Genomic DNA, 20,134 nt, shown 5'->3' with positions numbered 1-20,134 from the left:
CTCATGTGTGACAGTAAGCACACCCAGCAGGTAAAGACCTCATCAAATAGTTTGTGATACCGTTCACGAGAACCCCGGGGAGAACCGAAGGACCGTAGTGCGACGGTCCATTGGTGTGAGGCTCGCCCACTCGGCCCGGGACTACGCTCGTCCATGACGACACCTGCCCCCTGTGAAAGCGGAGTTGCCGCCATGCCGTCCAAAGACGCCCGGAACCTTCTGCAGATCGCTGTGCCCGCAGCGGCTGCGGGTGCGATCGCCGTCGCCGTGAGCGCCGCGGTCGCGGGGGGCAGGGGTGCGCTGGGTGCGGCCGTCGGCACGGTGCTGGCCGTCCTGTTCATGGGAATCGGCCTGTACGTGCTGCAGTGGACGGCGAGGACGCTCCCGCAGTTGTTCCAGGCCATGGGGCTCATGCTCTACACGGCCCAGCTCCTCCTCCTCCTGATCTTCGTCGCCGTCTTCAAGGGCACCTCCCTCTTCGACGCGAAGGCCTTCGCCGTGGCGCTGGTGGTCGCGACCGTCGTGTGGATGGCCGCTCAGGCGCGCGCGCACCTGAAAGCCAAGATCTTCTACATCGACCCCGACTCCGCGAAGAGCGAGAAACGCGAGAAGACGGGGCCGTCGTCGTGAGGGGTAGGGGCGGGATAAAGACCTGTGAGATCTCCTGCTATCGTCCGGTGCCAACTGCGGCATCGCGGGCGCGGGCACCTGAGCTGACGCCTGCTCGATCGCGAGGCTCGATGCCCCCCAGCCGCCCCCACGTCCGTAACACCAGTCCGGTGCCGCTCCGCGGCCGTGTGCCGCGCCGACACAACGAGGTTGCCGTACCCATGCGTCACGCCGAAGGAGCCCGCGGTGAGTGCTGACCAGACCCAGCTCGCCTTTGACTGGAGTTGCCGGATCATGTCCGACAACGGGTGCGGCTTCCCGGCTCCGGGCCTGCACTCGTTCCTGTTCAAGCCGATGGCCACCGTCGGCGGGTTCGAGTTCACCAAGGTGATGCTGCTCGCGCTCATCACCTCCCTGGTCGTCGTCGCCTTCTTCTGGACCGCCTTCGGCAGGGCCAAGGTCGTCCCGGGCAAGCTGCAGCTGATCGGCGAGGCCGGCTACGACTTCGTGCGCCGCGGCATCGTGTACGAGACCCTCGGCAAGCGCGAGGGCGAGAAGTGGGTGCCGCTCATGGTCTCCCTCTTCTTCTTCGTCTGGATCATGAACATCTGGTCCGTGGTCCCGCTGGCGCAGTTCCCGGTCTCCTCGGTCTTCGCCTTCCCGGTCGTCCTGGCCCTGCTCGTCTGGGTCCTGTGGGTCGGCCTGACCTTCAAGCGCCACGGCTTCGTCGGCTTCTTCAAGAACGTGACGGGGTACGACAAGTCGCTCGGCGCGGTGCTGCCGCTGGTCATGGTCATCGAGTTCTTCTCGAACCTGATCGTCCGCCCGTTCACGCACGCGGTGCGGCTCTTCGCGAACATGTTCGCCGGTCACCTCATGCTGGTGATGTTCACCGTCGCCTCCTGGTACCTGCTGAACAGCTGGATGATCCCGGCCGCCGGTGTCTCCTTCGTGATGACCATGGTCATGATCTGCTTCGAGCTTTTCGTCCAGGCCGTCCAGGCGTACGTCTTCGTCCTGCTGGCCTGCTCGTACATTCAGGGCGCTCTCGCCGAGCACCACTGAGCCCCCACCCCACCCCGGTCGTCCGGTGGCCAACCCCCACCGGTCCGTAAAGAGAAGGAAGATTCAGCATGGCTGCCACTGAGACCCTCGCCGCTGTCTCCGGTTCCCTCGGTTCCGTCGGTTACGGCCTCTCGGCTATCGGCCCCGGCATCGGCGTCGGCATCATCTTCGGCAACGGCACCCAGGCCCTCGCCCGCCAGCCCGAGGCCGCCGGCCTGATCCGTGCCAACCAGATCCTGGGCTTCGCCTTCTGTGAGGCGCTCGCCCTCATCGGCATCGTTATGCCGTTCGTGTTCGGTAAGTAAGTCCCTCTTACCCGGCACGAAGAGACGAAAGGCACTGATGTGATCGCCAACCTGGCACAGCTGGCGGCCGAGGAGACGGAGCAGAGCCCGCTCCTGCCCGCCGGTCCCGAGCTGCTCATCGGCACCATCGCCTTCGCCATCGTGTTCTTCTTCTTCTGGAAGAAGCTGCTTCCGAACATCAACAAGGTTCTGGAGGAGCGCCGAGCGGCGATCGAAGGCGGCATCGAAGAGGCCGAGACCATGAAGGTCGAGGCCCAGAGCGTCCTTGAGCAGTACAAGGCCCAGCTCGCCGAGGCCCGGCACGAGGCCGCGCGCCTGCGCCAGGAGGCGCAGGAGCAGGGTGCCACGCTCATCGCCGAGATGCGGGCCGAAGGCCAGCGGCAGCGCGAGGAGATCGTCGCCGCAGGCCACGCCCAGATCGAGGCCGACCGCAAGGCCGCCGCGTCCGCCCTGCGCCAGGACGTCGGCAAGCTCGCCACCGACCTGGCCGGCAAGCTCGTCGGCGAGTCCCTCGAGGACCACGCCCGTCAGAGCCGTGTGATCGACCGCTTCCTCGACGAGCTCGAGGAGAAGGCCGAGGCCACGCGATGAACGGAGCGAGCCGCGAGGCCCTGGCGGCCGCACGTGAGCGTCTCGACGCGCTGACGGACTCCACGTCCGTGGACGTCGCGCAGCTCGCCGACGAGCTGGCGGCCGTCACCGCGCTGCTCGACCGCGAGGCCGGGCTGCGCCGGGTCCTCACCGACCCGGCGCAGCCCGGAGATGCCAAGGCCGACCTGGTCCGCCGCCTGATCGGCGGGCAGATCGGGGGCGCGGCGGCCGACCTGGTGGCCGGCACCACCCGCGCCCGCTGGTCGCAGTCCCGCGACCTGGTCGACGCGCTGGAGGAGCTGGCGAACACCGCCGACCTCACCGAAGCGGAGAAGACGGGCACGCTCGACGACGTCGAGGACGAGCTGTTCCGGTTCGGCCGGATCGTCACCTCCAGCATCGAGCTGCGGGCCGCGCTGACCGACCGCGCCGCCGGCGCCCGGGCCAAGACCGAGCTGCTGCACCGGCTGCTCGGCGGGCGGGCCAAGCCGGTGACCGAACGTCTGGTGACGCGCCTCGTGACCGCGCCGCGTGGACGTAGCCTGGAAGCGGGACTGGAGTCCCTGTCCAGGCTCGCCGCCGAGCGCCGGGACCGCATGGTCGCCGTCGTCACCTCGGCGGTGCCGCTGAGCGACGGGCAGAAGCGGCGCCTGGGCGCCGCCCTCGCCAAGCTCTACGGCCGCCGCATGCACCTCAACCTGGACGTGGACCCCGGGGTCCTCGGCGGGATCCGGGTGCAGGTCGGCGACGAGGTCATCAACGGCTCCCTCGCGGACCGGCTCGACGAGGCCGCCCGCCGCATGGCGAGCTAGCAACTCAACAAGCAGAACGTACTGATGACGGCCCTGGTTGGGCCGTGCAGAGGATTCACCTCCTAATGGGGGGAGTCCCCATCCCCCCAAAGTGAAACTTCGGGCCCAACAAGGAGAGCAGGGAACCCAGATGGCGGAGCTCACGATCCGGCCGGAGGAGATCCGGGACGCGCTGGAGAACTTCGTCCAGTCGTACAAGCCGGACGCGGCCTCGCGCGAGGAGGTCGGTACGGTCACCGTCGCCGGCGACGGCATTGCCAAGATCGAGGGTCTGCCCTCGGCCATGGCGAACGAGCTGCTGAAGTTCGAGGACGGCTCCCTCGGCCTCGCGCTGAACCTGGAGGAGCGCGAGATCGGCGCGGTCGTCCTGGGCGAGTTCAGCGGCATCGAGGAGGGACAGCCGGTCACGCGTACCGGCGAGATCCTCTCCGTCGCGGTCGGCGAGGGCTACCTCGGCCGTGTCGTCGACCCGCTCGGCAACCCGATCGACGGCCTCGGCGAGATCGAGACCGACGGCCGCCGCGCCCTCGAACTGCAGGCCCCCACGGTCATGCAGCGCAAGTCGGTGCACGAGCCGATGGAGACCGGCTACAAGGCCGTCGACGCGATGACCCCGATCGGCCGCGGTCAGCGTCAGCTGATCATCGGTGACCGCCAGACCGGCAAGACCGCCCTGGCCGTCGACACGATCATCAACCAGCGCGACAACTGGCGCACGGGCGACCCGAAGAAGCAGGTCCGCTGCATCTACGTCGCCATCGGCCAGAAGGGCTCCACCATCGCGTCGGTCCGCCGCGCGCTGGAGGAGAACGGCGCGCTGGAGTACACGACCATCGTCGCCGCCCCGGCGTCCGACCCGGCCGGCTTCAAGTACCTGGCGCCGTACACCGGTTCGGCCATCGGTCAGCACTGGATGTACCAGGGCAAGCACGTCCTGATCATCTTCGACGACCTGTCGAAGCAGGCCGACGCCTACCGCGCGGTGTCCCTGCTGCTGCGCCGCCCGCCGGGCCGCGAGGCCTACCCGGGTGACGTCTTCTACCTGCACTCCCGGCTGCTGGAGCGCTGTGCCAAGCTCTCCGACGACATGGGCGCCGGTTCGATGACCGGCCTGCCGATCGTCGAGACCAAGGCCAACGACGTCTCGGCGTTCATCCCGACCAACGTCATCTCCATCACCGACGGCCAGTGCTTCCTGGAGTCGGACCTGTTCAACGCCGGTCAGCGCCCCGCGCTGAACGTCGGCATCTCCGTCTCCCGGGTCGGTGGTTCCGCGCAGCACAAGGCGATGCGCCAGGTCTCCGGCCGCCTGCGGGTGGACCTCGCCCAGTTCCGCGAGCTGGAGGCGTTCGCCGCCTTCGGTTCCGACCTGGACGCGGCCTCCAAGGCCCAGCTGGAGCGCGGTCAGCGCATGGTCGAGCTGCTGAAGCAGGACCAGTACCAGCCGATGGCCACCGAGGACCAGGTCGTCTCCGTCTGGGCCGGCACCAACGGCCGTATGGACGAGGTCCCGGTCGCCGACATCCGCCGCTTCGAGCGGGAGCTGCTGGAGTACCTGCACCGCAAGGAGCAGGGCCTGATGACCTCCATCCGCGAGGGCGCGAAGATGTCGGACGACACGATCCAGGCGATCGACGACGCCGTGGCGGAGTTCAAGAAGCAGTTCGAGACCTCGGACGGCAAGCTGCTCGGCGAGGACACTCCTGCCGCTGCCGCCAAGTGACGTAAGGAAGGGACCTGACTCATGGGAGCCCAGCTCCGGGTCTACAAGCGTCGCATCCGATCCGTCAGCGCGACCAAGAAGATCACCAAGGCGATGGAGATGATCGCCGCCTCGCGCGTCGTCAAGGCGCAGCGCAAGGTGGCGGCCTCCACGCCCTACGCGACCGAGCTGACGCGCGCGGTCACGGCGGTCGGTACGGGGTCGAACACCAGGCACCCGCTCACCACGGAGGCGGAGAACCCGACCCGTGCCGCGGTCCTGCTCCTCACGAGCGACCGCGGTCTGGCCGGTGCCTTCAACTCCAACGCCATCAAGGCGGCGGAGCAGCTGACCGAGCGCCTGGAGCGCTCGGGCAAGCAGGTCGACACGTACATCGTCGGCCGGCGCGGTGTGGCCCACTACAACTTCCGTGAGCGCAAGGTCACGGAATCGTGGAGCGGTTTCACCGACGAGCCCACGTACGCGGACGCCAAGAAGGTGGCGGCGCCTCTGATCGAGGCCATCGAGAAGGAGACGGCGGACGGCGGCGTGGACGAGCTCCACCTCGTCTACACCGAGTTCGTCTCGATGATGACGCAGACGGCGCTCGACGCCCGGCTGCTGCCGCTGCGCCTCGAAGAGGTCGCGGAGGAGGTCGCCCCCAAGGGCGAGATCCTTCCGCTGTACGACTTCGAGCCCTCGGCCGAGGACGTCCTCGACGCCCTGCTGCCGCGCTACGTGGAGAGCCGCATCTACAACGCGCTGCTCCAGTCGGCCGCTTCGAAGCACGCCGCCACGCGGCGCGCGATGAAGTCGGCCACCGACAACGCGGGTGAGCTGATCAACACGCTCTCCCGGCTTGCCAACGCGGCCCGCCAGGCCGAAATCACCCAGGAAATCAGCGAGATCGTCGGTGGCGCGAGCGCCCTGGCCGACGCGACCGCGGGGAGTGACCGCTAATGACCACCACTGTTGAGACCGCGACGGCTACGGGCCGCGTCGCCCGGGTCATCGGCCCGGTCGTCGACGTGGAGTTCCCCGTCGACGCGATGCCGGACATCTACAACGCCCTGCACGTCGAGGTCGCCGACCCGGCGAACGAGGGCGAGAGGAAGACGCTGACCCTGGAGGTCGCCCAGCACCTGGGTGACGGCCTGGTCCGCACCATCTCCATGCAGCCCACCGACGGCCTGGTCCGCCAGGCCACGGTGACCGACACCGGCGCGGCCATCTCCGTCCCCGTCGGCGACTTCACCAAGGGCAAGGTGTTCAACACCCTCGGCGAGGTGCTGAACGTCGACGAGTCCTACGACGGCGAGCGCTGGCCGATCCACCGCAAGGCCCCGAACTTCGACGAGCTCGAGTCCAAGACCGAGATGTTCGAGACGGGCGTCAAGGTCATCGACCTGCTCACCCCGTACGTCAAGGGCGGCAAGATCGGCCTGTTCGGCGGCGCCGGCGTCGGCAAGACGGTGCTCATCCAGGAGATGATCTACCGTGTCGCCAACAACCACGACGGTGTCTCCGTGTTCGCCGGTGTCGGTGAGCGCACCCGTGAGGGCAACGACCTCATCGAGGAGATGACCGACTCGGGCGTCATCGACAAGACCGCGCTGGTCTTCGGCCAGATGGACGAGCCCCCGGGCACCCGTCTGCGCGTCGCGCTGGCCGGCCTGACCATGGCCGAGTACTTCCGTGACGTCCAGAAGCAGGACGTGCTGTTCTTCATCGACAACATCTTCCGCTTCACGCAGGCCGGTTCCGAGGTCTCCACGCTGCTCGGCCGCATGCCGTCCGCGGTGGGCTACCAGCCGAACCTGGCCGACGAGATGGGCCTCCTGCAGGAGCGCATCACCTCGACCCGCGGTCACTCGATCACCTCCATGCAGGCGATCTACGTCCCCGCCGACGACCTGACCGACCCGGCCCCGGCCACCACCTTCGCCCACCTCGACGCGACGACGGTGCTCTCCCGCCCGATCTCCGAGAAGGGCATCTACCCGGCCGTGGACCCGCTGGACTCCACGTCCCGGATCCTGGACCCGCGCTACATCTCGGCGGATCACTACAACGCGGCCATGCGCGTGAAGACGATCCTGCAGAAGTACAAGGACCTCCAGGACATCATCGCGATCCTCGGCATCGACGAGCTGGGCGAGGAGGACAAGCTCGTCGTCCACCGTGCCCGTCGCGTGGAGCGCTTCCTGTCCCAGAACACCCACGTCGCCAAGCAGTTCACCGGCGTGGACGGCTCGGACGTGCCGCTCGACGAGTCGATCGCCGCGTTCAACGCGATCTGCGACGGCGAGTACGACCACTTCCCGGAGCAGGCGTTCTTCATGTGCGGTGGTCTCGAGGACCTCAAGAAGAACGCGAAGGAACTGGGCGTCTCCTGAGCCCGGCTTTCGAGCCCCGTGCTCGGTGAGGGGGCGGGCGCGTCCCGCCCCCTCCGTCACGCCTACTAGAATTGACCCCAACACCCGGCACTACCGCCGGGTGGTGACCCGAGGAGCCACCCTTGGCTGCTGAGCTGCACGTCGAGCTGGTCGCCGCCGACCGCCAGGTCTGGTCCGGCGAGGCCACCCTGGTCGTCGCGCGCACCACGTCCGGCGACATCGGCGTCATGCCCGGTCACCAGCCGCTGCTCGGTGTGCTGGAGTCGGGCCCGGTGACCATCCGTACGAGTGAAGGTGGAACGGTCGTCGCCGCGGTGCACGGCGGTTTCATCTCGTTCGCCGACAACAAGCTGTCGCTGCTGGCCGAGATCGCCGAGCTGTCGGACGAGATCGACGTCCAGCGCGAGCAGCGGGAGCTGGAGCGCGCGAAGGCGGAGGGTGACTCCACCGCCGAGCGCCGTGCGGACGTACGACTGCGCGCGGCGACGGCGAGCTGAACCTGCGCCGAGCGTTGACGTCACTCAGCCGCGGCCGGCCCGGAGCAATCCGGTGCCGGTCGCGGCTGAGGCAGATGTGGGTGTTTTTCCGGTTCCATTACCTAGTACTCGACGACGTTCCACTACCTGGGAGACGAGGAGGTCGGTGCCGATGGTCCTCGCTCTGACTGTGTGCGGGATCGTGGTGGCGCTCGTGGTGGTGGGGCTGTTCCTGTTCGGCCTGCGGCGCAGGCTGATCCAGCGCTCCGGGGGCACCTTCGACTGCTCCCTGCGCTGGGACGCGCCCGGGAAACCGGACGTCGGCGGCAAGGGCTGGAGCTACGGCGTCGCCCGCTACAACGGCGACCGCATCGAGTGGTACCGCGTCTTCTCCTACGCCCCCCGCCCGCGCCGGGTCCTGGAGCGCGCCCGGATCGAGGTGGCCGGCCGCCGGCTGCCCGAGGGCGAGGAGGAACTGGCGCTGCTCTCCGACGCGGTCGTCCTGGCCTGTACCCACCGGGGCACGCGTGTGGAGCTCGCCATGAGCGAAGACGCGCTGACCGGTTTCCTCGCGTGGCTCGAGGCAGCCCCGCCCGGTCAGCGCGTCAACGTCGCTTAGCGCCCGGCGCTCCTACAGGTTGCTGTTGATGGCGCTCACCAGCTCGCCGTTGCCGGTGTCACCGCTGAAGTCCCAGAAGAAGGCTCCGCCGAGGCCCTGGTTCCTGGCCCACGCCATCTTGGTGGCGATGGTGGCGGGGGTGTCGTACGACCACCAGTTGCTGCCGCAGTGCGCGTACGCGGTGCCGGCGACGGTGCCGGTGACCGGGCAGGACGTCTTGAGCACCTTGTAGTCCTCGATGCCCTGCTCGTACGTGCCGGCCGCCGGGCCCGTGGCGGTGCCGCCGGGGGCGTCCTGGGTGACGCCGGTCCAGCCGCGGCCGTAGAAGCCGATGCCGATGAGCAGCTTGCTCGCGGGCACGCCGATCGCCTTGAACTTGGCCATCGCGTCGGCGGTGGTGAAGCCCGCCTTCGGGATGCCGGAGTACGAGGTGAGCGGGGAGTGCGGGGCGGTGGGGCCCTGGGCGTCCCAGGCGCCGAAGAAGTCGTACGTCATCACGTTGTACCAGTCGACGTACTGGGCGGCGCCCGCGTAGTCCGCGGCCTCGATCTTGCCGCCGGCCGAGCCGTCGGCGGTGGTGGCGGCGGTGATCAGGTTCTTCGTGCCGAACTTGGCGCGCAGCGCGGCCATGACGTTCCTGTAGGCCGCGGCCCCGCTGGTGTCACAGGTCAGACCGCAGGAGTTCGGGTACTCCCAGTCGATGTCGATGCCGTCGAAGACGTCGGCCCAGCGCGGGTCCTCGACCAGGTCGTAGCAGGACTGGGCGAAGGCGGCCGGGTCCTTGGCCGCGTCGGCGAAGCCGCCGGACCAGGTCCAGCCGCCGAACGACCACAGCACCTTGATGTTCGGGTACTTGGCCTTCAGTTCGCGCAGCTGGTTGAAGTTGCCGCGCAGCGGCTGGTCCCAGGTGTCGGCCACGCCGCTGACCGACTGGTCGGCGGTGAACGCCTTGTCGTAGTCGGCGTAGGAGTCGCCGATCGCGCACTTGCCGCCGGTGACGTTGCCGAAGGCGTAGTTGATGTGCGTGATCTTGGCCGCGCTGCCCGACGTCACGATGTTCTTGACGTTGTAGTTGCGGCCGTAGACGCCCCACTCGGTGAAGTAGCCGAGCTTGACCTTGCTGCCGCCGGCGGGCGGGGGAGTGGTGGTGGTGCCGGTGGTGTGCACGGCGACCGCACCGCTGACGGGGCCGGTCTGGTCCGCGGTGTCACGGGCCCGCACGGTGTAGGAGTAGTCGGTGCCGGCGGTCAGGCCGGTGTCCGTGTACGAGGTGGCGGTCACCGTCGAGACGACCTTGCCGTCGCGCAGGACGTCGTAGTTCTTGACGCCCTTGTCGTCGGTGGCCGCGCTCCAGTCGAGCTTCACCGAGGTGTCGGTGACACCGGAGGCGGCCGGGGTGCCGGGCGCGGAGGGCGCCGCGTCACCGGGGACGGTGGTGCCGTCGCAGCTGTCGCCGTTGAGCTTGCAGTTGCTCGGGGAGCCCGAGCCGGCGCCGTTGAAGCCGAAGGACACCGAGGCGCCCGGGGCCAGGGTGCCGTTGTAGGACTTGTTCCTGGCGGTCCAGTGGGTGCCGGAGCCGGTGACGTCCGCGTCCCAGGCGGAGGTGACGGACGTGCCGGAGGGGAAGTCCCACTCGACGGTCCAGGAGCTGATGCTGGAGGTGCCGGTGTTCTTGACGGTCCACTGGCCGCCGAAGCCGGTGCCCCAGTCGCTGGACTTGGTGAAGCTCGCGGTGGCGTTCGCCGCGGCCTGCGCCGGGCTCGCGAGACCGACCAGTCCGGCCATGGGGAGCAACAGGGTCGCGAACCCCGCCGCGGCTCTGTGTCTGAAGCGCATGCTGCGCCTCCCTCGTCTTGGGGGTGTCAGGGGCATGACTGAGCCTTCATGCCCACGGTGTCGCGAGAATAGGAAGGTCTGGACCACGGGTCAATAGGTCTGGACCACTTGCGGCACGGTCGGCCGAAACCCCGACTCCTCCGCCCGGCGGGCCGTTTGTGCCCCCGAGGCCCGCTAGCGCTCGCCGCCCGGCACCCACAGCACGTCCCCGACCTCCTTGTTCGCGATCCGCGCCAGGATGAACAGCAGGTCGGACAGGCGGTTGAGGTAGGTCGCGGTGAGGGGGTTCATCGTGTCGCCGTGTGCTTCCAGGGCCGACCAGGTGGAGCGCTCGGCACGGCGGACGACCGTGCAGGCCTGGTGGAGCAGCGCCGCGCCGGGGGTGCCGCCGGGCAGGATGAAGGAGTGCAGCTTCTCCAGCCGCTCGTTGAAGCGGTCGCAGTCCGCCTCCAGCCTGTCGACGTAGGACTGCTCGACCCGCAGGGGCGGGAACCCCGGGTTCTCCACGACCGGCGTCGACAGGTCCGCACCCACGTCGAACAGGTCGTTCTGGACGCGGGTGAGGACCTTGACGACCTCCTCGTCCAGGCCGCCCAGCGCGAGGGCGGTGCCGATCACCGCGTTCGCCTCGTTGGCGTCCGCGTACGCCGAGATCCGCAGGTCCGTCTTGGGCACCCGGCTCATGTCGCCGAGGCTGGTGGTGCCCTTGTCGCCGGTCCTGGTGTAGATGCGCGTCAGATTGACCATACGGCCAGCGTAGTTACGCCCCGGCCGTCCGGAACACGCGTGTGCCCACCGTCACGGACAGCGCGGCGAAGCCGACGGCGACGAGGACGCCGTACAGCATGTGCGCGGAGGTGTACGCGCCGACGTAGGCGTCGCGCACCGCGTCCACCAGGTACCGGAACGGGACGAGGTGCGAGAGCACGTCCAGCCAGGCCGGCGCCAGGGTCATCGGCAGCATCAGGCCGGACAGCAGCATCGACGGCATCGACACCGTGTTGATCAGCGGCCCGAACGCCTGCGGGGTGCGGACCCTCGTCGCCAGCGCGTACGACAGCGACGCCAGCGAGAGCGTGAGCAGGGCGACGAACGCGAAGCCGATCAGGATGCCGGCCAGCGGCGCGCGCAGCCCCATGACCAGCGCGGCCAGCACCAGCAGGACCGCCTGTAGGACGAAGACCGTGGCGTCCCGCAGGGCCCGCCCGAGCAGCAGGGCGAGCCGGCTGACGGGGGTCACCCGCATCCGTTCGAGCACCCCCTGGGCGTTCTCCATGATGACCGCGAAGCCGGCGAACAGGGCGCCGAACAGTCCCAGCTGGAGCAGCAGGCCGGGCACGAGCACCTGCCAGGAGCTGCCCCGCCCGCCCAGTGGCAGGCCGGTGAGCAGCGGGCCGAAGAGGAACAGGTACAGCAGCGGCGTCAGCACGCCGAACAGCAGCGCGAAGCGCGAGCGCAGCGACTGGCGGAGGTAGCGGCCGTAGACGAGGGCCGTGTCGTGGACGGGCATGTCGTGGTCCTGTCGGCCGGGTCTATACGGAGACGGGGGCGGGGGCGGCCGGGGCGGGGCCGCGGCCGGTGACGGCGAGGAACGTGTCCTGGAGCGAGGCGTCGACCGAGCCGCCGTACCGCAGCTTGAGCGCGCCCGGGGTGCCCTCGGCCGCGACGACTCCCCGGTCCACGATCACGAGCCGGTCGGCGAGGGCGTCGGCCTCGTCCAGGTAGTGGGTGGTCAGGAAGACCGTGGTGCCGTGGGTGTCGCGCAGCCGGCGCACCAGGTCCCACAGGTCGGCGCGGCTGCCGGGGTCGAGCCCGGTCGTCGGTTCGTCCAGGAAGAGCACCCTCGGCCGGTGCGTGAGGGCCATCGCGATGTCCAGACGGCGCCGCTGGCCGCCGGACAGCGCGCCCGATTTCCGGTCGAGCAGCTCGGTGAGGCCCAGTTCACCGGCCAGTTCCGCGGCGCGGGCGACCGCTGCGGCCTTCGGCAGGCGGTACATCCGCCCCTGGGTGACCAGTTCCTCGCGCACCGGGACCTGCGGGTCCGTGCCGCCGGACTGGGCGACGTAACCGCAGGCCGCGCGCACCGCGGCCGGGTCGCCCGCCAGGTCGTGCCCGGCGACGGTGGCCGCGCCGCCGGTGGGCCGGAGCAGCGTGGTGAGCATCCGCAGGGTGGTCGTCTTGCCGGCTCCGTTGGGGCCGAGGAAGCCGAGGATCTCGCCCTCGCGGACGGTGAGGTCGACACACCGCACGGCCTCGACCGGGCCGGCTTTCGTCTGGAAGGTGCGGGCCAGTCCGGCCGCGCTGATGACCGCTGTCATGCCGGCCAGAAAAACAGAGTTCATGAAAAATTGCAACGCCACCAAAATTTCTCCGTACCCAACGAAGTTAGGATGGGGGCATGGCTGAGGGGCTCAGGGAGCGGAAGAAGCGGCAGACACGGCAGTACATCTCGGACGTCGCCACGGGACTGTTCCTCGAACGCGGTTTCGACGCGGTGACGGTCGCGGAGATCGCCGCCGCCGCCGACGTCTCGGTCAACACCGTCTACAACTACTTCCCGGCCAAGGAGGACCTCTTCTTCGACCGCTCGGCCGGCATGGTCGACCGCCTCGCCCGCTGGGTCCGGGGCCGTCCGGACGGTGAGTCCGCCGCCGCCGCGGTCCTGCGCGAGCTGCGCGAGGAGATCGAGGCCGTGTCGCCCCGGGTGGGGCTGATCCCCGGCTACACGCGCTTCCAGCGGGTCATCGAGGAGGCGCCCGCGCTGCGCTCCCGGCTGTGGGCCATCGCCCAGGAGGTGCAGGCCAACCTCGAACAGGCCCTGCGCGAGGAGACCGGCGCCGCGGACGACGACGAACTGCCGAACCTGATGGCCGGTCAGATCGGCTGGGCGCACAGCACGGTCATGGCGGTCATCGGCCGCGAGATGGTCCGGGGCCGCTCGCCGCAGGAGGTCTCGCGCGAAGTGCTCGTCCTCCTCGACGACATCGAGGACCTGCTGAGCGAGCGGGTCCTCACCTACGCCGTGCGCGGCTCATCGTGACGCCCTGACGGAGATCACCCACTTCACCGGATCGCCCTGCGGCTCCCGCGCCGCCGTGCCGCGTCCGCGCGGCCCGCGCGGGGAGGCCTCGCCCGCGCGGCTGGGCAGGGCCGGGTTGAAGACGCCCGTGCCCGTGCCGCTCCACGGCGGGGTCCAGGTGAGCAGGAAGCTCACGCGGTCGGCGAAGCGCGGGCCGGGCACCGGTATCTCGACGCCCGGATGACGGGCGTAGCCGCGCTGGACGGCGAGGGCGACGTAGTTGGTGACGGCGTCGGCGCGGTGGGGCCGCGGCCGCGGGTCCGCGGGGGCCAGCCGGCTCAGTATCCGCAGCACGGTGGGCACGGACGCGTCGAAGGTGCACAGCACCGGCGGGCACAGGCCGGTGACCGGGACGGTGTCGTGGTCCGTCAGGGCGTCGAGGCCGGTCTGGTCGTACCAGTGGGCGGCCGCGTGGGCCTCGCCGCGGGCACGGTGGTGCAGGGACAGGCAGTAGGCGGCCGGGGTGTGTCCCGCGCCGGCGGCGTACTGCCACCAGAAACGGGCCCCTTCCTCGATCCCGGCGACGCTCAGGGCGCAGCCGAGCCGCCAGGCGCCCTCGGGCTCGGGGAGCTGGTCGGTGAGGAACCGCAGGGTCCCGGGGGCGAGGGCGGTCAGGACGAGGTCGCACAGGGTGCGCAGGTGACGGTCCGCGGCGGCGTCGGCCGGCGGTTCGCCGACGGGCGCGACGGTGTCGTACGCCTGCTCCGGGTAGGCGCTGTCTTCGTAGGGGACGGTGTCGGCGGGGGCACCCGGGCCGTCGTGCAGGCGGGCGCGGGCGAGGAGGGCGTCGATGGCGCTCATGGCGGTCTGGGTTCACTCCCGGGGGCTGCAGGGGCGGAGCAGGTCTTCGAGGGCGGCGCGGGCGTGGTGGTCGACGGCGTGGGCGATGGCCGGGCTCAGGCCGGTGACGTAGGGGATCGTTTCCTCAAGGTCGAGGCCGCACAGGTGGCGCAGCACGACGACGTCCATGTGGTCGTGCGGGAGGCGGGCGATGGCGTCGAAGAGGTCCACCAGGTCGGTCAGGACGACGAGGCGGTCCGGCACACTGCCGCTGGCCTCCTCGGTGGAGAAGACCGCGGCGCGCAGGTCGGGACGGCCCTCGCGGTGGCCGGCCCGCGCCATCACGCGCGAGCGCAGCAGGCGCCAGGCGTTGCGGCGCAGGTTCTCGCTGCTGACGGCCGTGCTCCAGGACAGCCACAGCAGGTCGAAGGTCTCCCCCACCGCCCAGCGGACGCGGTCGTCGGTCAGCAGGAAGGTGCGCGCGTAGGCGGTGTAGGGAGCGCGCACGGTCTCGGTGAAGGCCCGGTGGGCCAGGGGCGGGGTCTCCGGCTCGCACGCGACCTGCCGGATGCAGTGCCGGATCCAGTCGGGCTCCTTGTGGGCCTCGCGCGCCGCGGCGCTCCACAGGCGGCGCATCGGCTGCACGGGCAGTCCCAGGGCGCGTATCACGCTGAAGGTGATCTCCCAGGCGGGGTAGTAGCCGTTGCCGCGCAGGAGTTCGCTGATGCGGGTCTTGGAGTAGCCGGAGCGGTCGACGAGGTCGTCCAGGGTCAGGCCGCTGGAGAAGACGAAGTCGCGCACCGGTTCCAGCCAGGCCCGGTGCGACAGGCCCGCCGCCTCGGAGATCGGGGCCGGTTTGCGTCCCCGCCTGCCGCCCGCCTGCGGCGGGGGCGGCTGGCCGGTGCCAGGGGGCAGGGTCATCGGGGCGGCTCCTCCCCGGCGGCGGGAGGGACGGGGGAGGCGGGCGCGCGGGAGCCGTCGGGCCCGGTCAGGGCCTGGGCGGTCTGCTGCACGAGCAGGCCCAGGGACGGGAGCAGGGCGGCCACGGCCGCGACCTGTCCCAGCACGGTCATCACCGTGCTCCACGTGAGGACCGCCACCAGGACGGCGACGGTCACCACCTTCTTACTCGACATCGCACATCGTTTCTGTGAGGGAGGTCCACTCCAACGTCCCTTCCTGCCAACGGTGCTGAAGCGCCGTCAGGAAGGGGACGCCAGCATGGCCCGGCCGCCGCCCGGCACGCCACGTGATCACGGGGTTACGGAACAATGACCCGGTCCGCCCGGCTCCGCTACCCGGCGCCACCCCCGGCGCGCGGCGCGAACGGCGAATGATTCAACCCTTCGAGGGGGAACGCCGCCTTTGCGCACGCGGGGCCGCGCCCGCCCCCCATCATGGAGGCCGAGGCGCCACTCGACGCCGCACCCGGAGCCGTGCGGCCCCCTGTGCTGAAGCAACACCCCAAGAGGAGGCCGCACGGCTCCGTCCCCCGCGCGCCCCGCGCCCCGGCGGGGGCCGGCGGACGGGCCGAACGGGGCGCGCGAAGCCCCTCCTTGGGTGCCCGGTACCGCTGCCGGTGTGACGTCCGTCAGATGAGACGTGACGCGCGTTACTTACCGGTCACACCGTCGCTCCGGAGCGCTATCGTCCGCCGGAGGGTCAGACACCAACAGCTTTCAGGGAGTCGGAGTGGCACGGAAGCTCGCCGTCATCGGGGCCGGTCTCATGGGGTCCGGCATCGCCCAGGTCGCCGCGCAGGCCGGCTGGGAGGTCGTCCTGCGGGACGTCACCGACGAGGCACTCAAGCGTGGCACCGACGGCATCAAGGCCTCGTACGACAAGTTCGTCGCCAAGGGCAGGCTGGAGGCGCACGACGCCGACGCGGCCCTCGGGCGCATCACCGCGACCACCGACCTGGACGCCGCCGCCGACGCCGACCTCGTCGTCGAGGCGGTCTTCGAGAAGCTGGAGGTCAAGCACGAGATCTTCCGCGCGCTCGACGGGCTCGTGCGCGAGGACACCGTGCTCGCCTCCAACACCTCCGCCATCCCGATCACCAAGATCGCGGCGGTCACCGAGCGGCCCGAGCGGGTCGTCGGCGTGCACTTCTTCTCGCCGGTGCCGATGATGCAGCTCGTCGAACTGGTCCGCGGCTACAAGACGAGCGACCGGGCCCTCGCCACCGCGCGGGAGTTCGCCGAGTCCGTCGGCAAGACCTGCATCGTCGTCAACCGGGACGTCGCCGGGTTCGTGACCACCCGGCTCATCTCCGCGCTCGTCGTGGAGGCCGCCAGGCTCTACGAGTCCGGTGTCGCGAGCGCCGAGGACATCGACCTCGCCTGCAAGCTGGGCTTCGGCCACGCCATGGGCCCGCTGGCCACCGCGGACCTGACCGGCGTGGACATCCTGCTGCACGCCACCAGCAACATCTACACCGAGTCCCAGGACGAGAAGTTCGCCCCGCCGGAGCTGATGCGCCGGATGGTGGACGCCGGTGACATCGGCCGCAAGAGCGGGCAGGGCTTCTACACGTACTGACCCGTGCCCGCACGGACGCACGCCCCGGGGGATCACCCCCCGGGGTGAATCGGGTATCGGTTCACCCACGAACAGCAACCGCTTCGCCGCGCACGCGGTCAGACGTTGCACAGCACGACCACCATCACCGTCACGGAGTCCGCCGCACCGCACTCAACGGGGAGCGCATATGTACATCAGGGGCGACCACGCCGAGCTGGTCGTCGGGGGCCGCCTCGACGTCCGCAGCGCGGCGGACGCCCGTACGGCCCTGCACTCGGCCGTCGACGACGGAGTCGGCAACCTGGTGCTGGACCTGTCCGAACTGGACTCCTGGGACGCCACCGGCCTCGGGGTGATCATGGGTGTCCACCGGCGGGCCGGCCGCTGCGGACGCCGCCTGGTGCTGCGGGGCGTACCGCTCCAGCTGCAGCGCCTGCTGGTGGCCACCCGGCTGCACCGCATCCTCGCCATCGAGGGCGGCATCGGCGTGGAGTCGCTGCCGCGGGTGTGACGTACCGTAGGGGACGCCCCGGGCGCCAACCGGCCCACAGTGCACCGGGTGCGACCCGGCGTGGGACACACCGGGTGTGAACCGGCCGACGGGGGAGACCCGGATGCGGTGTCCGAACCGCACGCCGGGGGGCAATCCTCGCCGGACCGTGACGTCTCGGACCGCGCGGCACCCCGCCCTGTCGCAGACACCACGCGAAGGTTTAGGGTTCGCTCGCCCGCTGCCTCGTGGCCCTCGAGCGGGCCCGGACCAGAAGCGACAGCGCGGTGTGCAGCAGGCCGGGAGGGGCCGACACAGGGCACACGACGCTTTTGGGGGACTCGAACCCATGGACCCGATCACGCCGGGACCCGAGCAGCACGGCCAGGCTCCGAGCCGACGCCCGCCCCGGGAACCCCTCACCGCCGATTTCGCGCCGAGCTCGCCCGCGCCCGCCCGCATGGTGCGGCTCGTCTCCGGCGACTTCCTGCTGACCATCAATCCCGTCGACGGCAGCGAGATAGAACCCTGCCCGCCGGGCGAACGGCCCGGCCGGCCCCGCAAACTCACCGCGGCCGAACGCGCCGGCACCGAGCGTGGCTCCCGCCCGCCCGTGCCGCCCGGCCCGACCCGGCCCACGCCCGCGCTCCTGGAACGCCAGGACGAACGCGAGCGCCTGGTGCGGCTGCTGGCCCGGGGCCGGTCCGTGCGCCTGACCGGCCCCGGTGGCTCCGGCCGCACCGCCCTGCTCGACCTCGTCGCCGAGGACTGCCTGGACCTCGCCCCCGACGGCGTGGTCCGCCTCACCGGCTTCCACCGCACCGCCGCCGAGCTGCTGCACGACCTCGTCCACGCCGTCCACGACGCCCCGCTGCACCGTCCGGAACCGGACGAACTGCGTGACCTGGCCAGGCGGGCGGGCGCGGTCGTGGTCGTGGACGACCTCGGGTTCGGCGGCGCCGCCCTGGACGAACTGCTCGACGCCACCCCCGAGTGCGCGTACCTGTTCGCCGCCACCCCGGACGTTCCGGCGCCCTCCGCGGACGCCGACGTCGAGGAGGTCTTCCTCGGCGGCCTGGACCGCAGGGCCGGCGTGGAGATCCTGGAGCGCGCGGTCGGCCGGGTCCTCACCGAGGAGGAGGCCAACTGGGCGGGCGACCTGTGGTTCGAGTCCGAGGGCCTGCCGCTGCGGTTCGTGCAGGCCGGCGCGCTGCTGCGGCAGCGCGACCAACTGCGCGCCAGCACCGGCGCGGTGGACGAGTACGGCGTTTTCGAGAACGTGCGCGTCTCCGCCGAGGTGTCCCTGCCGGCGGCACAGCCGGAGGACGTCCCGCTGCCGTCCCTGGGCGAGGCCGCCGCGCCCGCGCCGCTGCTCGCCGCCCGGCTCAGCGCCTCCGCCCGCGCCACCCTGCGGTTCGCCGTCGCGCTCGGCGGTGAGGTGCCGCACCAGGCGCACCTGCCCGCCCTCGTCGGCGACACCCACGCGGACGCCGCGCTCGGCGAACTCGCCGACTGCGGACTGGTCTCCCCGGTCGGCTCCCGCTACCGCCTCGCGGCCGGTGTGCAGACCCAGCTGGAGGCCGCCGGTTACGACGCCGACGCCCCCGCCCGGGCCCGCACCGCGGCCCAGCACTACGCCTGGTGGGCCGGGCACCCCTCGGTCACCCCCGAACGGGTGTGCGCCGAGGCCGACGCGGTGCTGGCGGCCCTCGCGGTGCTCGTGCCGGGCGCGGCGCCGCAGGCCGGGGACGGCACCGGGGCCGAGGACGCGGACGGCTGCGCGGTGCGGCTCGCCCGCACGGCCGCGCCCGCGTTCGCCGCCGGGCTGCACTGGGGCGCCTGGGAACGGGCGCTGCGCTTCGGCGCGGAGGCCTCCCGGCTGTCCGGCGAGGTGGCCGAACAGGCCTACTTCCACCACGAGCTGGGCGTCCTCGCGCTGTGCGGCGGGCAGCTCGACCGGGCCCGTGCCGAGCTGGAGGCCTCCATCGGGCTGCGCGGGGCGCTCGCCGACAAGCCGGGCACCGTGGCCGGGCGCCGCGCCCTGGCGCTGGTCGCCGACCGCGCGGGCGACGTCCCCGGGCCGTTGGTGCGGGCGGGCGAGGAGGGACCGGACGCGCGTGAGGGGGAGCCGTCGCCGGCCGGGCCGCCCGCGGACCACCGGCCGTCCGGCCCCGTCGGCGACACCCTCGCCACCCACCGGCTTCCGGTGGTGCCCGGGGCCAGGGACGGCGCACGCCGGGCGACCCGCCGCAACCTGGTCGCGGCCGGTTCCGGCGCGCTGCTCGTGGCCGTGCTGGGCGCGGTCGTGACCCTCGGCATGACGTCCCAGGAGGACACCGGCAAGAACCCGGCCGGCAAGGCCGACGCCCGTCCGTCCGCGACCCAGGCCCCGGGCGACGGCAGCCTGGGCGCGGTGCCGGAGCAGGGCGACGGCACGGGGGCCGCCACGGCCGGACCGCTCGCCACCCCGACCAACCCGGGCCCCGACGGCACGTACGGCACGGCGGACGACCCGGCCCCCCCGGCGACGCCTTCGGCGGACCCGTCGGGGACGAAGGCGCCGGGCGGCACGGACACGTCCCCCACGCCGTCCGGGCCCACGCCGACGAAGCCGACGAAGCCGACGAAGCCGACGCAGTCGACGTCGGCCCCCTCGAAGCCGACGCCCTCGGGCTCGCCGTCCACCGCGCCCCCGTCGAGCTCCGCCCCGGTCACTCCGTCCACGTCCCCGTCGACCAGCACCGCCCCGTCGACCACGGACTCCGCCGGCGGCCCGACGCTCACCTCCACGTCGCCGGACACCACGCGGAGCGGCGGAGCGGGGACCTCCGGGGCCGGCACGGTGATGTAG

At 71.2% G+C, this 20,134-nt stretch carries 21 protein-coding genes; 14 read left to right on the top strand and 7 right to left on the bottom strand.

All coding sequences use genetic code 11. The annotated features are described in order from the left end of the window. Nucleotides 1-192: 192 nt before the first annotated feature. From QQY24_RS09885 to QQY24_RS09840, 10 genes are all read left to right on the top strand, one after another. Complete coding sequence (locus QQY24_RS09885) at nt 193-630, top strand: hypothetical protein (RefSeq protein ID WP_301972299.1); 438 nt, start codon at nt 193-195, stop codon at nt 628-630. Nucleotides 631-903: 273 nt separating this feature from the next. Then, on the top strand, nt 904-1,674 hold the full coding sequence (atpB, locus tag QQY24_RS09880) for a F0F1 ATP synthase subunit A (protein ID WP_301976191.1): 771 nt from the start codon (nt 904-906) through the stop codon (nt 1,672-1,674). Nucleotides 1,675-1,742: 68 nt separating this feature from the next. After that, a complete protein-coding gene (locus QQY24_RS09875; RefSeq protein WP_199212019.1) occupies nt 1,743-1,979 on the top strand; it encodes a F0F1 ATP synthase subunit C in 237 nt (78 codons plus the stop codon). Nucleotides 1,980-2,018: 39 nt separating this feature from the next. After that, nucleotides 2,019-2,570 (top strand): F0F1 ATP synthase subunit B, encoded by a 552-nt coding sequence (locus QQY24_RS09870; RefSeq protein ID WP_301972298.1) that lies wholly within the window; start codon nt 2,019-2,021, stop codon nt 2,568-2,570. Further along, complete coding sequence (locus QQY24_RS09865; protein WP_301972297.1) at nt 2,567-3,382, top strand: F0F1 ATP synthase subunit delta; 816 nt, start codon at nt 2,567-2,569, stop codon at nt 3,380-3,382. Before QQY24_RS09870 ends, QQY24_RS09865 begins: the two co-directional genes overlap by 4 nt. Nucleotides 3,383-3,512: 130 nt before the next feature. Next, nucleotides 3,513-5,105, top strand: a complete 1,593-nt coding sequence (gene atpA, locus QQY24_RS09860; RefSeq protein WP_301972296.1) for a F0F1 ATP synthase subunit alpha — start codon at nt 3,513-3,515, stop codon at nt 5,103-5,105. Between the two features lie 21 nt (nt 5,106-5,126). Next, nucleotides 5,127-6,044: a F0F1 ATP synthase subunit gamma gene (locus tag QQY24_RS09855; RefSeq protein ID WP_301972295.1), complete on the top strand. Its 918-nt coding sequence runs from the start codon at nt 5,127-5,129 to the stop codon at nt 6,042-6,044. Further along, nucleotides 6,044-7,480, top strand: coding sequence for a F0F1 ATP synthase subunit beta (gene atpD / locus QQY24_RS09850; RefSeq protein WP_301972293.1), 1,437 nt, complete (start codon nt 6,044-6,046; stop codon nt 7,478-7,480). The genes QQY24_RS09855 and atpD overlap by 1 nt, the downstream gene beginning before the upstream one ends. A gap of 122 nt (nt 7,481-7,602) precedes the next feature. Further along, nucleotides 7,603-7,977 (top strand): F0F1 ATP synthase subunit epsilon, encoded by a 375-nt coding sequence (locus QQY24_RS09845; protein WP_301972292.1) that lies wholly within the window; start codon nt 7,603-7,605, stop codon nt 7,975-7,977. A gap of 151 nt (nt 7,978-8,128) precedes the next feature. Continuing rightward, a complete protein-coding gene (locus tag QQY24_RS09840) occupies nt 8,129-8,575 on the top strand; it encodes a DUF2550 domain-containing protein (protein WP_301972291.1) in 447 nt (148 codons plus the stop codon). A 12-nt stretch (nt 8,576-8,587) separates the two neighbouring features. On the opposite strand, the gene QQY24_RS09835 is transcribed toward QQY24_RS09840, so the two are convergent. The 4 genes from QQY24_RS09835 to QQY24_RS09820 all read right to left on the bottom strand — a co-directional run bounded on the left by QQY24_RS09835 (nt 8,588) and on the right by QQY24_RS09820 (nt 12,753). Next, a complete protein-coding gene (locus QQY24_RS09835) occupies nt 8,588-10,411 on the bottom strand; it encodes a glycoside hydrolase family 18 chitinase (protein ID WP_301972290.1) in 1,824 nt (607 codons plus the stop codon). A gap of 174 nt (nt 10,412-10,585) precedes the next feature. Next, nucleotides 10,586-11,158: a cob(I)yrinic acid a,c-diamide adenosyltransferase gene (locus tag QQY24_RS09830; protein ID WP_301972289.1), complete on the bottom strand. Its 573-nt coding sequence runs from the start codon at nt 11,156-11,158 to the stop codon at nt 10,586-10,588. 13 nt (nt 11,159-11,171) lie between these two features. Beyond that, entirely contained in the window at nt 11,172-11,921 is a 750-nt protein-coding gene (locus tag QQY24_RS09825) for an ABC transporter permease (RefSeq protein WP_301972288.1), read from the bottom strand. Between the two features lie 22 nt (nt 11,922-11,943). Then, nucleotides 11,944-12,753: an ABC transporter ATP-binding protein gene (locus tag QQY24_RS09820; RefSeq protein ID WP_301972287.1), complete on the bottom strand. Its 810-nt coding sequence runs from the start codon at nt 12,751-12,753 to the stop codon at nt 11,944-11,946. Between the two features lie 56 nt (nt 12,754-12,809). On the opposite strand from QQY24_RS09820, the gene QQY24_RS09815 reads away from it, so the two are divergent. Continuing rightward, entirely contained in the window at nt 12,810-13,451 is a 642-nt protein-coding gene (locus QQY24_RS09815) for a TetR/AcrR family transcriptional regulator (protein ID WP_301972286.1), read from the top strand. Here QQY24_RS09815 and QQY24_RS09810 read toward each other — a convergent pair. The 3 genes from QQY24_RS09810 to QQY24_RS09800 are packed head-to-tail and all read right to left on the bottom strand — an operon-like array spanning nt 13,443 to nt 15,406. Then, nucleotides 13,443-14,291 carry a hypothetical protein gene (locus QQY24_RS09810; protein WP_301972285.1) on the bottom strand — a complete coding sequence of 283 codons (849 nt, stop codon included), beginning with the start codon at nt 14,289-14,291 and terminating at the stop codon, nt 13,443-13,445. The genes QQY24_RS09815 and QQY24_RS09810 overlap by 9 nt on opposite strands. 12 nt (nt 14,292-14,303) lie before the next feature. Continuing rightward, nucleotides 14,304-15,191 (bottom strand): XRE family transcriptional regulator, encoded by an 888-nt coding sequence (locus tag QQY24_RS09805; protein WP_301972284.1) that lies wholly within the window; start codon nt 15,189-15,191, stop codon nt 14,304-14,306. Next, nucleotides 15,188-15,406, bottom strand: a complete 219-nt coding sequence (locus QQY24_RS09800) for a hypothetical protein (protein WP_301972283.1) — start codon at nt 15,404-15,406, stop codon at nt 15,188-15,190. Before QQY24_RS09800 ends, QQY24_RS09805 begins: the two co-directional genes overlap by 4 nt. Before the next feature lie 556 nt (nt 15,407-15,962). Here QQY24_RS09800 and QQY24_RS09795 point away from each other — a divergent pair. The 3 genes from QQY24_RS09795 to QQY24_RS09785 all read left to right on the top strand — a co-directional run bounded on the left by QQY24_RS09795 (nt 15,963) and on the right by QQY24_RS09785 (nt 20,134). Beyond that, nucleotides 15,963-16,811, top strand: coding sequence for a 3-hydroxyacyl-CoA dehydrogenase family protein (locus QQY24_RS09795; protein ID WP_301972282.1), 849 nt, complete (start codon nt 15,963-15,965; stop codon nt 16,809-16,811). Nucleotides 16,812-16,980: 169 nt separating this feature from the next. Beyond that, the gene (locus tag QQY24_RS09790; protein ID WP_301972281.1) at nt 16,981-17,304 is read left to right on the top strand and encodes an STAS domain-containing protein; all 324 of its coding nucleotides are present in this window, start codon (nt 16,981-16,983) and stop codon (nt 17,302-17,304) included. A 328-nt stretch (nt 17,305-17,632) separates the two neighbouring features. Next, nucleotides 17,633-20,134, top strand: a complete 2,502-nt coding sequence (locus tag QQY24_RS09785; RefSeq protein ID WP_301972280.1) for an ATP-binding protein — start codon at nt 17,633-17,635, stop codon at nt 20,132-20,134.

Origin of the sequence: Streptomyces sp. TG1A-8, from assembly GCF_030499535.1 — a bacterium.
GTDB lineage: Bacteria > Actinomycetota > Actinomycetes > Streptomycetales > Streptomycetaceae > Streptomyces.
The sequence above is the reverse complement of the archived record's forward strand: the minus strand, read 5'-3'. Positions and strand labels throughout refer to the sequence as shown.

Excerpts from the sequence above, each read along its gene's own strand:
- QQY24_RS09810 (WP_301972285.1), bottom strand. The coding sequence starts at position 14,291 with ATGAGCGCCATCGACGCCCTCCTCGCCCGCGCCCGCCTGCACGACGGC.
- QQY24_RS09885 (WP_301972299.1), top strand. The coding sequence starts at position 193 with ATGCCGTCCAAAGACGCCCGGAACCTTCTGCAGATCGCTGTGCCCGCA.
- QQY24_RS09875 (WP_199212019.1), top strand. The coding sequence starts at position 1,743 with ATGGCTGCCACTGAGACCCTCGCCGCTGTCTCCGGTTCCCTCGGTTCC.
- QQY24_RS09815 (WP_301972286.1), top strand. The coding sequence starts at position 12,810 with ATGGCTGAGGGGCTCAGGGAGCGGAAGAAGCGGCAGACACGGCAGTAC.
- atpA (WP_301972296.1), top strand. The coding sequence starts at position 3,513 with ATGGCGGAGCTCACGATCCGGCCGGAGGAGATCCGGGACGCGCTGGAG.
- QQY24_RS09820 (WP_301972287.1), bottom strand. The coding sequence starts at position 12,753 with ATGAACTCTGTTTTTCTGGCCGGCATGACAGCGGTCATCAGCGCGGCC.
- QQY24_RS09805 (WP_301972284.1), bottom strand. The coding sequence starts at position 15,191 with ATGACCCTGCCCCCTGGCACCGGCCAGCCGCCCCCGCCGCAGGCGGGC.
- atpD (WP_301972293.1), top strand. The coding sequence starts at position 6,044 with ATGACCACCACTGTTGAGACCGCGACGGCTACGGGCCGCGTCGCCCGG.
- QQY24_RS09865 (WP_301972297.1), top strand. The coding sequence starts at position 2,567 with ATGAACGGAGCGAGCCGCGAGGCCCTGGCGGCCGCACGTGAGCGTCTC.
- QQY24_RS09835 (WP_301972290.1), bottom strand. The coding sequence starts at position 10,411 with ATGCGCTTCAGACACAGAGCCGCGGCGGGGTTCGCGACCCTGTTGCTC.
- atpB (WP_301976191.1), top strand. The coding sequence starts at position 904 with ATGTCCGACAACGGGTGCGGCTTCCCGGCTCCGGGCCTGCACTCGTTC.
- QQY24_RS09825 (WP_301972288.1), bottom strand. The coding sequence starts at position 11,921 with ATGCCCGTCCACGACACGGCCCTCGTCTACGGCCGCTACCTCCGCCAG.
- QQY24_RS09790 (WP_301972281.1), top strand. The coding sequence starts at position 16,981 with ATGTACATCAGGGGCGACCACGCCGAGCTGGTCGTCGGGGGCCGCCTC.
- QQY24_RS09785 (WP_301972280.1), top strand. The coding sequence starts at position 17,633 with ATGGACCCGATCACGCCGGGACCCGAGCAGCACGGCCAGGCTCCGAGC.
- QQY24_RS09855 (WP_301972295.1), top strand. The coding sequence starts at position 5,127 with ATGGGAGCCCAGCTCCGGGTCTACAAGCGTCGCATCCGATCCGTCAGC.
- QQY24_RS09800 (WP_301972283.1), bottom strand. The coding sequence starts at position 15,406 with ATGTCGAGTAAGAAGGTGGTGACCGTCGCCGTCCTGGTGGCGGTCCTC.
- QQY24_RS09830 (WP_301972289.1), bottom strand. The coding sequence starts at position 11,158 with ATGGTCAATCTGACGCGCATCTACACCAGGACCGGCGACAAGGGCACC.
- QQY24_RS09840 (WP_301972291.1), top strand. The coding sequence starts at position 8,129 with ATGGTCCTCGCTCTGACTGTGTGCGGGATCGTGGTGGCGCTCGTGGTG.